This is a genomic window from Nonomuraea maritima, from assembly GCF_900100395.1.
Taxonomy (GTDB): domain Bacteria; phylum Actinomycetota; class Actinomycetes; order Streptosporangiales; family Streptosporangiaceae; genus Nonomuraea; species Nonomuraea maritima.
This window is the reverse complement of the sequence record NZ_FNFB01000001.1, coordinates 393,050-407,200: the sequence shown is the minus strand read 5'-3', so window position 1 is coordinate 407,200 and position 14,151 is coordinate 393,050. Positions and strand designations below refer to the sequence as shown.

At 75.7% G+C, this 14,151-nt stretch carries 7 protein-coding genes; 5 read left to right on the top strand and 2 right to left on the bottom strand.

Annotated elements, in window-relative coordinates; translation table 11 throughout:
- The first annotated feature begins 79 nt into the window (after positions 1-79).
- The 4 genes from BLR04_RS01930 (at position 80) to BLR04_RS40410 (ending at position 7,421) form a co-directional block, all read left to right on the top strand.
- Positions 80-3,892 carry a tetratricopeptide repeat protein gene (locus BLR04_RS01930; protein ID WP_090758866.1) on the top strand — a complete coding sequence of 1,271 codons (3,813 nt, stop codon included), beginning with the start codon at positions 80-82 and terminating at the stop codon, positions 3,890-3,892.
- Between the two features lie 108 nt (positions 3,893-4,000).
- A complete protein-coding gene (locus tag BLR04_RS01925) occupies positions 4,001-4,720 on the top strand; it encodes a TetR/AcrR family transcriptional regulator (protein ID WP_090758865.1) in 720 nt (239 codons plus the stop codon).
- On the top strand, positions 4,717-7,209 hold the full coding sequence (locus BLR04_RS01920; protein ID WP_090758863.1) for a PEP/pyruvate-binding domain-containing protein: 2,493 nt from the start codon (positions 4,717-4,719) through the stop codon (positions 7,207-7,209). Before BLR04_RS01925 ends, BLR04_RS01920 begins: the two co-directional genes overlap by 4 nt.
- A gap of 56 nt (positions 7,210-7,265) precedes the next feature.
- The gene (locus BLR04_RS40410) at positions 7,266-7,421 is read left to right on the top strand and encodes a hypothetical protein (protein WP_176902888.1); all 156 of its coding nucleotides are present in this window, start codon (positions 7,266-7,268) and stop codon (positions 7,419-7,421) included.
- Positions 7,422-7,460: 39 nt separating this feature from the next.
- Here BLR04_RS40410 and BLR04_RS01910 read toward each other — a convergent pair whose 3' ends face one another.
- Positions 7,461-8,279: a dioxygenase family protein gene (locus BLR04_RS01910; protein WP_090758859.1), complete on the bottom strand. Its 819-nt coding sequence runs from the start codon at positions 8,277-8,279 to the stop codon at positions 7,461-7,463.
- Between the two features lie 204 nt (positions 8,280-8,483).
- Here BLR04_RS01910 and BLR04_RS01905 point away from each other — a divergent pair, with 204 nt between their 5' ends.
- Positions 8,484-9,500, top strand: a complete 1,017-nt coding sequence (locus tag BLR04_RS01905) for a hypothetical protein (protein ID WP_218128689.1) — start codon at positions 8,484-8,486, stop codon at positions 9,498-9,500.
- A gap of 6 nt (positions 9,501-9,506) precedes the next feature.
- Here the strand turns inward: BLR04_RS01905 and BLR04_RS01900 are convergent, their stop codons facing one another.
- A complete protein-coding gene (locus BLR04_RS01900) occupies positions 9,507-13,931 on the bottom strand; it encodes a caspase, EACC1-associated type (RefSeq protein WP_090758857.1) in 4,425 nt (1,474 codons plus the stop codon).
- Positions 13,932-14,151 lie beyond the last annotated feature (220 nt).

Below are 14,151 nucleotides of genomic sequence, written 5' to 3'. Positions count from 1 at the left end.
GGGAGATCTCGGAATGCGCTGTGACGCGGCTCTCACATATGTAGCTTTTTCACATTATTGGACGGCATTGGGGTGACGTATGGCGTCAGAGCAGCTCGACGCGGCCATGGACCACTGGAGAGCGGGTGATCTCGACACGGCCGCCGCGCTGTTCCGGGAGATCGCGGCCACGGGCGATCCGGAGGCGTCCCACCTGCTGGCGGGCCTGCTGCACGAGCAGGGCGACCTGGACGGGGCCGAGGCGGCGCACCGCTCGGTGGTCCAGTCGGGAGACCCGGTGTTCGGGCAGCGTTCGGCCATGGCCATGGGGATGATGTTCATCCACGCCAAGGAGTGGCCCGCCGCGCACCGCGTGCTGTCGATCGCCTCTGACGGGGCCGACTTCGAGGTGGCCGCGCTGGCCGACACGGCGCTGGTGCTGGTCTGCTCCCAGCTGGGCGACGCGCGGGCCGCGCGCGAGGCGCTGGAGCGGGCCCGCAGGTGCGACAGCCCGGCGGTGGTGGAGCTGTCCGCGCGGCTGGAGCTGCCCGACTTCCCCGACGAGCGGGTCCCCGCCCACGACCGGTACGCCGCCGCCGAGGACGAGGACGACTTCCTGGCGCTGCTGACGTGCGGCGACCCCGAGGTGGTGGCGCTGGCGTCGTTCCGGCTGCACCGGATGTACGCGGACGCCGGCCGGTTCGCCGCCGCCCGCGAGGTGCTGGAGCACGCCGTCGCCGCCGGCGACGAAGGCCACCGGGCCGAGGCGTACGGGCTGCTCGGCGCGGTGCTGGCGGAGCTCGGCGAGGACGGCGAGGCGGCCGCCGCCTACCGCGTGGCCGCCGAGGACCCGCGGCCAGGTGTCCGGCTGCCCGCCATCGTCGAGCTGGCCGAGGTGACCGCGCGGCTCGGCGGCGAGGGCGAGGCGCGGTCGCTGCTGCACCGGGTGGTCGCGAGCGGCCACGCCGAGCACGGCGTACGCGCCCGTGCCGTCCTGGCGCGGATGCAGGCCGAGACCGGCGAGGCGGCCGCGGCGCTGGCGTCCGTGCGGGCCGTGCTGGAAGCGGCGGACGGCACCTGGGCGCCCGCCTGCGTCGCCCTGCTGGCCACGCTGCTGGAACGGGCGCCGGACGCCCGCGACGAGATCGCCGAGCTGGCCAGGACCGCCGCCCGCCACCCCGCCCGCGACGCCGCGTTCCTCGGCGCGCTGCTGCTGGGGCACGACGCCCTGCGCCCGCCGCCCGACGCGCCCGCCGAGGGGCCCGCGCTCCCGGACGTCGACGCGGGGCTCGAGCGGTTCAGGTCAGGCGACCTCGACGGCGCGCGGCGGTTACTGCGCCGGGCCGCCGACGCCGGCGCGCCCGTCCAGGCGCCGCGCGCCATGCTGGCGCTGGCCGAGCTGGAGATCGGCGCGGGCGACCGGGAGCAGGCCGAGGAGCTGCTGACGTACGTGGCCGAGGGCGACGACGTGGCGCAGGGCTTCCAGGCGGCCTTCCTGCTGCACCTGCTGCGCCTGTCGGGCGAGCAGCCGCACCCCGTGCTGGGCGCGCTGCTCGACCGCCGCCGGCTGGGGCGCGAGGAGTGGCTCGCCCGGCACCGCGCGGTCGCGCGGCACCCCGACCCGGCCGTCTCCGCGATCGGCGCCGCCGTCTGCGGGCACGTCCTGGCCTCCAGCGGGTACGACCTGCCGGGCGCGGCGGCGATGCTGCGGGCGGCGGCGGACGACGGCGACCCGCTGGCGCTGTCGTACGCGGCGGTGGCCTGCAAGGACGCGCCGGGCGAGGCTTCCGCGCTGCTGCGCCGGGCCGGGCAGGGCGGGCATCCCGCGCTGGCGCCGTGGGTGGCGTATCTGCTGGGCGGGCTCGTCGCGACCGGCGAGGCGCGCGAGGCGTACGGACCGGCGCTCGAAGCGGGCAGCCGCGGGCTGCGCGTCGCCGCGGCCACCGAGCTGGCGGCCAGGTACGAGCGCGAGGGCGACCTGGCGGCCGCCTGCCCGATGTACGAGCGGCTGGCCGCCGAGGGGGAGCCCGCGCTCGGTGCGCTGGCGCTGGCCCTGGTCAGGCTCGACGACCTCGAGGGCGCGCGGGCCGCGTGCGCGCGCGACTCAGGGGCGGTGGCCGCGTTCGGCGCGCTGCTGCTCGACCGGGACTTCGCGGGCGCGGCACAGGCGTTCCCCGCCGGTGACGCGACGGCGACCGCGTTCGCGCTGGAGTGCGCGTACGCCTGGCACCGCGCGGGCGACGCACCCGCCACCGCCCACACGCTGACGCTGCTCGCCCCGGTCGCCCCGGTCGCCCCGTCGCGGACGGAGCCGCCCGCCGAGCAGTCCGTCGCACCGCTCGCGCCCGGCGACCGGGCGCGGACCTGGTCGCCTGCCGCGCTGCTCGCCGGGCTGTTGGAGGAGCGCGGTGACGTGGCCGGGGCACGGCGGGTGCTGGGCGAGGCCGCGGCGGGCGGTGACCTGGCATGCCGGCGTCGGCTCCTCGTCCACCTGCTCGTCCAGGGCGACCTCGACGCCGTGGTGGCCGAGGCGGAGCGTGCCGTGGCGGGCGGTGACCCCGAGACGACGGCGACCGGCTACCGGACGTGGGGCGCGGCCCGACGGGCGAGCGGCGACCTGGAGGAGGCGGCCCGCCTGTTCCGCAGCGGTGTCGCGGTCGGCTTCCCGGACGCCACGCCGGGGCTGCGCGTCGAGCTCGCCCGCGTGCTGCGGGAACTCGGCGACCACGCCGGGGCCGACCGCGAGATACGCCTGGCCGTCGAGTCGGACGACCCCGCAGCGGTGGCCGGGGGCGGGGTGCTGCTCGGCGGCTGGCTGCGTGAGGAGGGCGACCTGCACGGCGCGGCGCGGGCGTTCGCCGCGGCGGCCGGGGCAGGCGTCGGCGGTACCGCGCTGGACGACCTCGACGCACTCGCCCGCGAGGCGTGCCTGCGCGGCGACCACGGGCTGGCCCTGGACGTGCTTGATCTGCTGGGCACACACCTGCGGGCGGGTGTCGCCGGGCTCGCCGTCGAGCTGGGCGACATGTGCGCGGACCCGGCCGCCGTACGGCGCTATTACGAACTGGCCGGTACGGACCCGTTCACCGAGCTGAGGGCCGCCGAACGCCTGGAGGAACTGGGCGAGGCGGCGCAGGCGCGCGCCGTCTACGCGCGGCTGAGCGACCACGAGGACGCCGACGTGCGCTTCGTGGCCACGGGCGCACTCGCCGCCCAGCCCGTGATCCCCGCCCCGCCCGTGATCCCTGTCGCGCCCATCATTCAGCCCGTCGTCCCCACGACACCCGTCGCCCAGCCGGTCACCCCCGGCGCGCCCGTCGCCGTGATCGTGCCCGAGGCGGCCGTCAGCGGGGAGGGAGCGTTCGACCGTGCCGGGGACCTGCTGGGCGGCGGGCGGGTGGAGGAGGCCCGGCGGGTGTACCTGGGGCTGGTGGACGGGCCCGACGGCGACCTCGCCGTACGGGCGATGATCGCGCTGGGGCGTACGTACCGCGACGAGGACGCCGACCGGGCGCGCGCCTGGTACCTGAGGGCCGTGGAGGAGGGCGGCGGGCACGAGGGCGCGATGCACCTGGGCGCGCTGGCCGAGCGCGACCACGACTTCCCCGAGGCGCTCACCTGGTACCAGCGCGTCATCGACGCGGGCGGCGAGCAGGCGGGGTCGGCGGCGGCGCACCTCGGCGGGCTCTGCTACCACCTGGGCGACCGCGACGGCGCGCTGCGCTACTACGAGCTGACGCTCGGACTCACCGAACAGGGCGACCTGGTGGCCGAGGCCGCCTGCCGCCTGGGCGAGATCCGGTACGAGCGCGGCGACCTGGAACCGGCCCGGTACCTGCTGCGACGAGCGGCGGCGACCGGCCACGCACCCTACGCGACCGAGGCCACGACCCTGCTGACCAAACTCACCTGACCCCACGTCCGCCTTGGCGGGGGTCCACGGACCCCCGCGTGAGCGCTCGGTGGATGGCGGCGTACTATTCAATGACCGGATGAAGTCATCCGGTCAAACAATGGAGGCATGGTGACAGGGCGACCGCCGCTTGATCCCGTTCGCCAGATCGAGCGGGCGCACCGCATCCTCGACGCCGTGAGCGAGCTCGTCCTGCGGTGGGGCTACGACAAGACCACGATCGACGACATCGCCAAGCGCGCCGGCGTCGCCAAGGGCACGATCTACCTGCACTGGAAGACCCGCGACGACATCTTCGCCGCGCTGCTGCGCCGCGAGCGGGTCCTCATGCTGGCCGAGGTCCGCGAGCAGGAGCCGGCCACGCCTGGCGAGCTGTTCGGCGGCTACGCCAGGGCGCTGCTGCGCCGCCCGCTGCTCCAGGCGGTGCTGTCCGGCGACTCGGAGGTGCTCGGCAAGCTGGCCCGACAGAAGCGGCGCGCAAGGGGCACACCGCCGGTCGGCTCGGTGTTCGCCTCTTACGTGACCGAGCTGGTCAAGCACGGCGCGATGCGAGAGGACCCCGGAGACCACCTTGTGGTCCTCAGCGCGATCCTCAACGGACTGCTCATTCTGCCGGACGGCCTGCCCGAGGAGCTCAAGCCCTCCGACGACCGGCTCGCGGAGCTGGTGGCCGACACCGTCGAGCGCACGCTCGGCACCGGCCGCACGCTCCCACCGGCCGCCGCCGACGCCGTCGCGCGCGCCACCCTCGACTTTCTCGACGCAGCGGAGGACGTCGCCCGCGACAGGCTGGCCGTCTCCCTGTGCTCAAAGGAGGCTTCGTCATGAAAACCGTTCTCCCGCTGGACGACGCCGCGGCCGACCTCGCGACCGCCGGCGGCAAGGGCGCCTCCCTCGCGCGACTGGCCAGGGCCGGGCTGCCCGTGCCCCGCGGGTTCCACGTCACGACCCACGCCTACCGGACGTTCGTGGCGGGGTTCCGCGCCGAGGTCCTGCGCGCGGCCGCCTCCGGCGATCCCGAGGTGATCCCGGCACTGTTCGCCGCGCACGAGGTGCCCCGCGAGTTAGCCGCCGACATCCTGGCGGCCTACGCCGAGCTGGGCGAGGACGTGTCCGTGGCGGTGCGGTCCTCCGCCACGGCCGAGGACCTGCCCGGCATGTCGTTCGCCGGGCAGCAGGACACGTACCTCAACGTCAGGGGCGACGGGCTGCTCGACGCGGTCCGGCGGTGTTGGGCCTCGCTGTGGAACGCCCGCGCGATCGCCTACCGCGAGCGGAACGGCGTCCCGCACGATGACGTGGCTCTGGCCGTGGTCGTCCAGGAGCTGGTGGACGCGGACGCGGCCGGCGTCATGTTCACCGCCGACCCCGTCACGGGCGCCCGCGACAGGACCGTGATCAACGCGTCGTGGGGGCTCGGCGAGGCCGTCGTCGGCGGCCAGGTGACCCCCGACACGGTCGCCGTGTCCGGGGGGACGGTCGTGGAGTCGCGCATCGGCGACAAGACGGTCATGACCGTTCGCACCCCGGACGGTACGGAGGAGCGCCCCGTCCCCGGTGCCCTGCGCGGCGCCCCGGTGCTCGACGACGCCGAGCCGGTCGAGCTGGCCCGCATCGGCGCACGTGTCCAGGACCTGTACGGCGTCCCGATGGACGTCGAGTGGGCCCGCCGCGACGGCGCGTTCGCGATCCTGCAGGCCCGGCCGATCACCGGCCTGAAGCAGCAGGTCGAGGAGTGGAACGACAGCCTCGAAGGCGGCTACCTGTGGACCGGCGGCAACCTCGGCGAGGCCATCCCCGACGTGATGACACCGATCACGTGGTCGTTCGTGCGCATCTTCATCGGCGAGGCGATGCCCTCCTCGGCGCTGCCCGGCGTCGACCTGGTCGGCAACATCGGCGGCCGCTTCTACATGAACCTCAGCGCCGTGCACTCCATCGCCGTGGCGGCCGGCATGCGGAGCCGGATCAGCGCCGTCGAGCAGGTCTTCGGCACGCTGCCGCCCGGCTTCGACGTGCCGCTGGTGAACCTCTCGCGCTGGGAGATCATCAAGCGGGTGGCCCCCCTGGCCGTGCGGGTCCAGCTCCGCGTGCGCCGCACCGTCAAGGGCCTGCCCGCCTTCCTCGCCACGGCGCGGCGCACGTCCGAGGACCTGCGCGAGCGCATCGCCGCGACCGGCTCCGGCCACGACCTCGCCCTGCTCGCGGAGCGGGAGGCGCTGCCGCACCTGGTCACCGCGAGCCGCATGCTGGAGGCGGCGGGGCGCCAGGGCGGGTCCACCCTGGTCTTCACCCGGGACCGGCTGCGCCGGATGGTGGGCGACGTCGACGCCGAGGCCATGCTGACCGGTGTCAACGCCGACGGCGAGCTGGCCAGCCTGGGCCCTGTCATGGGGCTGACCCGGCTGGCCCGCGGGGAGATCACCAGGGACGAGTTCGCCCGCGCGTACGGGCACCGCGGCCCGCACGAGTTCGAGGTGTCGATCCCGCGTCCCGGCGAGGACCCGGCCTGGATCGACGCCCAGCTGGCGGGCCTGGCCGACGTCACGGCCGGTACCGATGCGCTGCTCGAACGCCAGCGCCGGGCCAGGGAGGAGGCGTGGGCCCGCTTCGCCCGGCGGTATCCCGGCAAGGAGGCCAGGATGCGCGCCCGGGCCCGGCGGTGGAACGCGGTCGTGCGCGACCGGGAGCAAGCGCGCTCGGAGGTCGTCCGGGCGTTCTGGGTGCTGCGGGCGTTCGTCGTGCGGGCGGGCGAGCTGACCGGGCGCGGCGACGACGTCTTCCACCTCCACCTCGACGAACTGCTCGCGTTGCTGCGAGGCGACGAGGACGTGCTGGGCAAGGTTCCCACGCGGCGGGCCACGTACGAGCAGTACGCCTCGCTGCCGCCGTACCCGCCGCTGATTGTCGGGCCCTTCGACCCCGTGCGCTGGGCGGCCGACCCCGAGCGGCGCTCCGACCTCTACGACGCGCGCGGCGGCAGCGCGCCGGTGAGCGACACCGTGACCGGCTTCCCCGGAGCGCCCGGCGTGGTCGAGGGCATCGCCAGGGTGCTCTCCGGGCCGGAGGACGGCGACCGGCTCAAGCCGGGCGAGATCCTCGTGACGACGCTGACGAACGTCGGCTGGACCCCGATGTTCCCGAGGGCCGCCGCCGTGGTGACCGACATGGGCGCGCCGCTGTCGCACGCCTCGATCGTCGCGCGGGAACTCGGCATCCCCGCCGTGGTCGGCACCCGCAACGCCACCACCCGCTTACGCGACGGCGATCTGGTCAGGGTGGACGGCGAGCGGGGCACGGTCGAGTTGCTGACGTGAAAAGTCTCGGCCAAGTCGTGCCTGCCGGGGGCCGCCGGGAGATCACCCTGGTGCCCATGATCGAACGATGGGTCGTCGAGGACGAACGCGAGCTGGAGGCGCGCTGCGCCCGGTTCAGGATCGCCAAGCTGGCGCTGGACCGCAGGAACGACGTGCAGGACATGGTGGACGCCGCCGGGCGGGCCGCCGACGAGGGGAGTTCCGCGGCGTGAGCCGCCCGTCCTGTCCGGGTGGCGACCCGTGGAGGACGGTCAAACGGGATCGGCGGACAGGATGATGGCGCCCACGTAGCCGTCGCCGTCGGGGACGACGTTCATGAGCATGCTCTCGTCGAAGTCCTCGTCGGCGGCGTTGCCCGTGTCGGGCAGGCCATGCGCGGCGTACGGCGGCATGGCGAGGACCCGTTTGCTGAGCTCCTCGTCGAACATCAGCTGCGTGGTGAGCACCCGTCGCCCGGCGGCGTGCACCATGGCGTGGATGTGGACCGTGCGCCCGTGGTACCAGCCCGGCCAGACGGTGGCGAACTCGACGACGCCGTCCGCGTTCGTCACCTGGGTGCCCCGCAGGTAGCGCGTGCGGTCCAGGGGCTTCATGTCGGTGAACCGGCCGTTCTCGTCCGGCGCGAACGCGGCGCTCAGGGCCGAAGCGGCGGACGCGGCCTCGGCGCCGGAGTACAGCCCTGCCGCGTCGCAGTGCCAGATCTCCACCACGGCGTCGCGCAGCGGCCGGCAGGTCGCCGCGTCCTGCACCTTGATCGCCACCCGTAGCGGCACGCCCGGCTTGCCCTCGCGGATGTCGCTGCGGACCCGGCCGGCCTCGAAGTAGAAGGGGCCCTGCGTGGCGGCCGCCGTCAGCTTGCAGGTGCGGGCCTCGGCGAACAGCGCGTCCAGGTCCGCAACCGGCGCGACCGTGGCGGTGGGGGAGCCCGTCGGGGTCGGGACGGGTGTCGTGGTGGGGGCCGTCGTCGTGCCCTCCGCGCTCGCGCACCCGGCAAGCAGCCCGCCGAGTCCGATCGAGCTCATGCCGGTGATCAGCCCTCGCCGGCTGACGCACTGATCGTCGTGTCCCACGGTGCTCCCTTTCCGTGCTCCGATCCGGGGCTCCGGGGGGTGCTTCGATGCTAGGGAGCGCGCGGCCGTGACCGCGTGAGGAAATACGGTGTCACCTGCGGCTTTGGCCGGATCTTTGGGTGCGATCCGCTCAACGCCGCGCACAGGTGAAGGGACATGTGTCCGATACCGGGAGATTACTCTGCGTCCCCTAATCTGTGCAGGGTGTCCATCCATGCTGTTCACCTGGTCGGCAGCGTCCCCCTGCACGACGCCGAGCAGGTCTTCCGTACCGTCTCCGCCCGGCTCGGTGACAACCTGCGGCGGATCCCGGACGGAGAGACCGACGGGCGGGCCGACTGGACGTCCTGGCACAGAGCGCTGTTCGACCGCACCCCCGGCCTGGTCGCGGACGAGCACGGACACGGACACGGACACGGCGGCCCGGCGCGGTACCGGTTGAGCGGCGGGCCCGGCGACCTGCGCTTCGGCGAACTCGGCCACGCGGCGGCGGCCAGGACGTCGTGGCAGGTCTTCCAGCGCCTGCGGGCCGAGGGCGTGCTGCCGGACCTCCGCTTCCAGGTGTGCCTTCCGACGCCCGTCGCGCCCGTCGCGCTGTACGTCGACCCGTGCGCGCAGGCCGCGGTGGAACCGGCGTACGAGGCGGCCGTGCTGCGTGAGCTGCGCCTGATCGCCGACGTCGTCCCGCACGACCGGCTCTCCGTCCAGTGGGACACCTCGGTCGAGTTCGGCATGCTGGAGGGCGTCGTGCCGAGTTGGTTCCCCGACGTCGAGGACGGCGTACTCAACCGGTTGAGCCGCCTCTTCGAGGCCGTGCCCGCCGACGCCGAGGTCGGCTACCACCTGTGCTACAGCGACCCCGACCACGGCCTTTTTGCCGAGCCGCGCGACGCCGGGCGCCTCGTGGCGGTCGCCAACGCGCTGACCGACCGGCTCGTACGGCGGGTCGGCTGGATCCACCTGCCCGTCCCGGCCGGCCGGACCGACCCCGCCTACTACGCCCCGCTGCACGACCTGTGGCTGCCCATCGGCACGGAGCTCTACCTCGGGCTCATCCACGCCGAGGACGGCCTGGACGGCGCGCGACACCGCATCGAGGCGGCGCGGACGGTCGTCAGCGCGTTCGGGGTGGCCGCCGCGTGCGGCCTCGGCGGCCACCCGCCAGAGGCGGTCCCCGGCCTGCTCGACCTGCACGCGGCGGTGGCCGCGCTCTCTGACTGACCGCCCTCAGTTCGCCGCCGCGCACGGAGGCGCGTACGGACGTCCGGGCACGTACCTGGACCATTCGTCGCGCGTGATCGGCGGGCCGGACGCCTCGCACACGTGCGCGCTCGCCTGCTCGACGTTCAGCCCCCACAGCTGCGCGGCCGTGCCCGACGCGCTCACCAGGAACGTGCCGTCGGGGCCGAACTCCACGTCGCGCTGCACGTCACGCCCGGACAAGACGGCCCAGAGCGCCGGACGGGACGGGACGGCCACGTCCCACACCCGCATGGACATGTCGCGCGAGGCCGTGACGAGCGAACGGCCGTCGGCGGCGAAGGCGACGGCGGAGACGTCCGCGGAGTGCCCGGGAAGGTCCACCAGCCGCTTCGGGGCGCGCGGGCGGCTGACGTCCCACAGCCGGACGCCGCCGTCGGACGCGGTGGTGGCCAGGCTCCTGCCGTCGCGGGCGAAGCCCAGGTCGGTGACGCCGCCCGTGTGCGCCGCGAACCCGCTGAGCGCGCGCGGCTCGGCCGGGTCGGAGACGTCCCACAGCCGTACGGACGAGGTGCCCGAGCCGACGGCGAGCACCTTGCCGTCGGGGCGGAACACCGCCGCGCTGACCCGCGCGTCGGCCGGGCCCGGCGCGGCCACCCGCTGCGGCGCGGCCGGGTCGGAGACGTTCCACAGCAGGGTCCTGCCGTCGCGGCCGGTGGTCACGACCAGCCGCCCGTCGCCGCTGTAGGCGACCGTGCGCACGCCGCCGGTGTGCCCGGTCAGCGTGCCGAGGTGTCTCGGGGCCGCCGGGTCGGACACGTCCCAGACGCGGCCGGTGCGGTCGAGGGAGACGGTGACGAGCCGGCTGCCGTCGGGGCTGAACGCGGCCGCGGTGACCTGGCCGGTGTGCCCGCTGAGCACCGACAGCGGCCTGCTCACCGCGGGGTCGGAGACGTCCCAGAGGCGTACGGTCCTGTCGTCGGAGGCGGTCGCGACGACGCGGCCGGCCCTGTCGATCGCGAGGCCGCCCACCGGGCCGGTGTGCCCGGCCAGCCGGGCGCGCGGGGTGACCCGGGCGGTGTCGGCGGCGTCCCAGAGGCGGGAGACGCCGTCGGCGGACGACGTGGCCAGGTGCCGGCCGTCGGGGCTGAACGCCACCCCCGTCACGGCGTCGGGGAAACCGGCCAGCGACGTGACGAGTTCGGGCGCGCCGGGGTCGGTGACGTTCCACAGACTCACCGTGGCGTCGGCGGAGGCGCCGGCCAGCATGTCGCCGTCGGGGCTGAAGGCGATGTCGTCCACGGAGCCGTCTGGCCCGCGCGCCGTGCCGACGAGCCTGGCCGCGGTGACGTCCCACAGTTCGACGGCCCCCGTGCCGGAGGAGGTGGCGAGGTGCCGCCCGTCGGGCGCGAACGCGACGCCGCGCACGCCGCCCTGGCCGGAGGTCAGCACCGCCAGGCTCTCTGGCGCGGCGGGGGTTCGTACGTCGAGGAGCGTGACGGTGCCGGCGGCGGACGTGAGCGCGACCATGCTGCCCTCGGGACTGAAGGCGGCCCTGGCGAGGCCGGACGGCTGGGCGCGGACGGAGACCTCGCGGGCGCGGGCAGGCGCGGAGACGTCCCACAGCCGCATCGACCCGTCGAGTGACGCGGTCGCGAGGGTGTCGCCGTCAGGGCTGAACGACACCGAGGCGACCTCGTCCTTGTTCCCCTTCAGCGTGGAAAGGGCGCGCGGCGCGGCGGCGTCGGAGACGTCCCAGAGGCGGGCCGTGCCGTCGGCCGACCCGGTCGCGAGCACCCGCCCGTCAGGGTCGAACGCCGCCGCGACCACGCCCGCGGTGTGCCCGTGAACCACGCCGAGCGCCTTCGGACGCAGCACGTCGGCGACGTCCCACAGGCGGGCGGTCGAGTCGGCGGAGACGGTGACGGCGACGCGGCCGTCGCCCCGGTAGGCCACCCGCCGCACCGGCGCGGTGTGCCCGACCAGCCGGGCGCCGACCGGGCGGGAGAGCGCGCCGAGCAGCGCTCCGCGCGCCTGCGGCGTGGCCGACAGGCGGTAGGCGGCCAGGGCGAGCTGCGCCCCGAGCGAGGTGTCGCGCGCGGTGCTCGCCGCGGCGGCCACCTGGCGGGAGAGCGCCTGGTCGCGCTCGGCGGCGGCCGCGGCCGCCCGGCCCATCGCCTGCCTGCCCTGCACCAGCGCCCCGACCGCGCCCGCCGCCGTCAGCAGCGCGAGCGTGGCGAGCGCGGCGATCACGCCCCGCGCCGTGCGCGAACGCCGGTGCCTGCGCACCCGCGAGGCGTCCAGGAACTCCCGCTCCACCGCGCTGATCCCACCGCCGTCGCGCCCCGGGCGGCCCGCCGGCTCGCCCACGACGGCCTGGACGGTCGCCAGGCGGTCACCCGAGTACAGGTACGCCGGGTCGCGGCTCTCCCGCTGCCACAGCTCCGCGTCCTCGGCGAGGCGGCCGCGGACGAGCAGCGCGGCCCGGCCGGTCTCGGCCCAGCCGCCGAGCCGGGGCCAGGCGCGCAGCAGCGCCTCGTGGGCGATCTGCGCCTCGTCGCCGTCGACGGTCACCAGCCGCGCCCGGACGAACTCCGCCAGCACCTGCCCCTCGACGGAGTTCTTGCCCGCCCTCAGATCGGCCAGCGGGACCCGGCGCCGCGAGCCGCTGCCGCGCGCGTCCACGTGCACCAGCCGCACCAGCAGGGACCGCGCCACCGGTTCGTACTCGGGGCCGAGCCGCCGCAGCGCCTCCTCCCCGCTCATCGCGACCGCCCGCGCGACCCCGCCGGCCGACCGGTAACCGGCCATGGTGAGCACGCCGCCCGTACGGCGCCGCCAGGTCGCGAGCAGCGCGTGCGACAGCAGCGCGAGCAGGTCGTCGGCGCCGCGCAGGGCGCGCAGGTCCTCGAGGATGAGGTCGGTGAGCCCGGGCTCGACGGACAGCCCGGAACGGGTCGCGGGCTCCTCGATCGCCCGGCGCAGCTCGGCCTCGGTCATCGGCGCGACGACCTCCGGCTCGCGCACCGCCTCCAGCAGGCCGGGGTAGGCCGCGCAGTGGCCGTAGAAGTCGCCGCGCACGGCGATCACCACGGCCGCCGACCGCGACAGCTCGGCGAGCGTCTCGGCGAAGCGCCGCCGCTCGGCCTCCTCCGAGCAGGCGGTGAAGACCTCCTCGAACTGGTCGACGACCAGCAGCATCGGGCCGGGCAGCCAGCGGCGGGCCGAGCCGGGGTCGGACTCCATGACCGTCCGCAGCCGCTCGGGGTCGCCGTCGCCGGACGCGGCGATCGCGCGGGCCAGCGCGGTCAACGGTCGCGCGCCCGGGGTGAGCAGGGCGCGCGGCGGCTCCTGGCCGCGGCCGTCGCGCAGCGCGGGGATCAGCCCGGCCCGCAGCAGCGACGACTTCCCGCAGCCCGAAGGTCCGGTCACGAGGATGGGGCCGCCGCTCTGCTCCTGCCTGGTCACCACCGGGGGCGCGGCGTCGCGGAGCGCCCGCCGCACGCGCGTGGCCAGCGCCCTGGCGGGCTCCTCGCGACCGAAGAACAGCCCGGCGTGCTCCGGCTCGTACGCCGCCAGCCCGCGGTACGGGCTGTTGCGGTCGCCGGGGGAGGAGCTGGGCGGGTTCCGCCGCCTGCGCGGCCCCGCCTGGGCGGGGTTGGACGCGAGCGGCGGCAGGCCGTCGGGGTCGCCCGCCAGGCGGCGCGGGCGCGGGAACCCGGCCGCCGGCAGCGCGCGGGCCAGGTGGTGGTGCAGGTGATCGAGCGTGAACGCCTCCGGCCCCGCCGGGTCGCCCTCGGCGAGCAGCCGCAGCAGGGCCCCGGTGAGCGCGGTGTGCTGGACGCCGGGCAGCGCCCATGAGTTGGCCTCCCTGCTGGAGGAGGCCAGCACGTACGCGCCGGGCCAGGCGGCGTGGAAGACCCGGTCGACGGCGCGGACGGGGATGGGCCGGCCGCCGCCGGTGAAGCAGCAGTCGAGCACCATGACGACGTGCTCGGCCGACGACGAGGCGAGGATCTGGCGCGCGGTGGCGTACGGCAGCGCCTGCCGGCCGGGCGGGCCCTGCCCGAGATCGGTCGTGGCGTGCGTCGCCAGGTAGAGCTCGTGGTCAGGGCCGAACACGCCGTGCCCGACATAGTGGAACATCAGCACGCTCGTGGCTTCGCGCGCCGCCCGTTCCAGCGCCTCCGACAGGTCGGCGGGGGCCGCCGGGTCGAGGAGCACGCTCAGCCCGGACGCGGGCAGCCCGGCCCGTTCCACCAGGCAACGGCCGAGATCGGTGACGGTCGCCCGGACGGCGGCGACCCTCGGCAGGCGCGAGTCGGGCGCGTGGGCGCCCGTGCCCGCCACCACGACGCGTGCGCCCTCCGACGCCAGCAGCAACGGCGGACCGTTCCACGGGGAGCGCGCCGGCCGGGTTCTCTCGAACGTCGCAGACTCGTCCTCGCTCATCGGGCGCTCCACGGCGGTGAAAGTGGTCGGCCGCGGCGGCCGGGGCGCCGCGCACGGCCGCAGCCCGGCACGGCAGACGAGCCGGCTGCGCCGGACGACCCCCCGATCGGCGCGTACAGCAGGGGAAACCGCGGGAGCCCCCGCGGTTTCCGGTTGTCAGCGTACGCAGGGTGCGCGCCGGGCGTCGCGGTTTCCGCGAGTTCTCACCAGGTTCCGGGTC

Bases quoted from the DNA above. Each gene is read 5' to 3' on its own strand.
- BLR04_RS01930 (WP_090758866.1), top strand. From the start codon at position 80: ATGGCGTCAGAGCAGCTCGACGCGGCCATGGACCACTGGAGAGCGGGT.
- BLR04_RS01925 (WP_090758865.1), top strand. From the start codon at position 4,001: ATGGTGACAGGGCGACCGCCGCTTGATCCCGTTCGCCAGATCGAGCGG.
- BLR04_RS01920 (WP_090758863.1), top strand. From the start codon at position 4,717: ATGAAAACCGTTCTCCCGCTGGACGACGCCGCGGCCGACCTCGCGACC.
- BLR04_RS40410 (WP_176902888.1), top strand. From the start codon at position 7,266: ATGATCGAACGATGGGTCGTCGAGGACGAACGCGAGCTGGAGGCGCGC.
- BLR04_RS01900 (WP_090758857.1), bottom strand. From the start codon at position 13,931: ATGAGCGAGGACGAGTCTGCGACGTTCGAGAGAACCCGGCCGGCGCGC.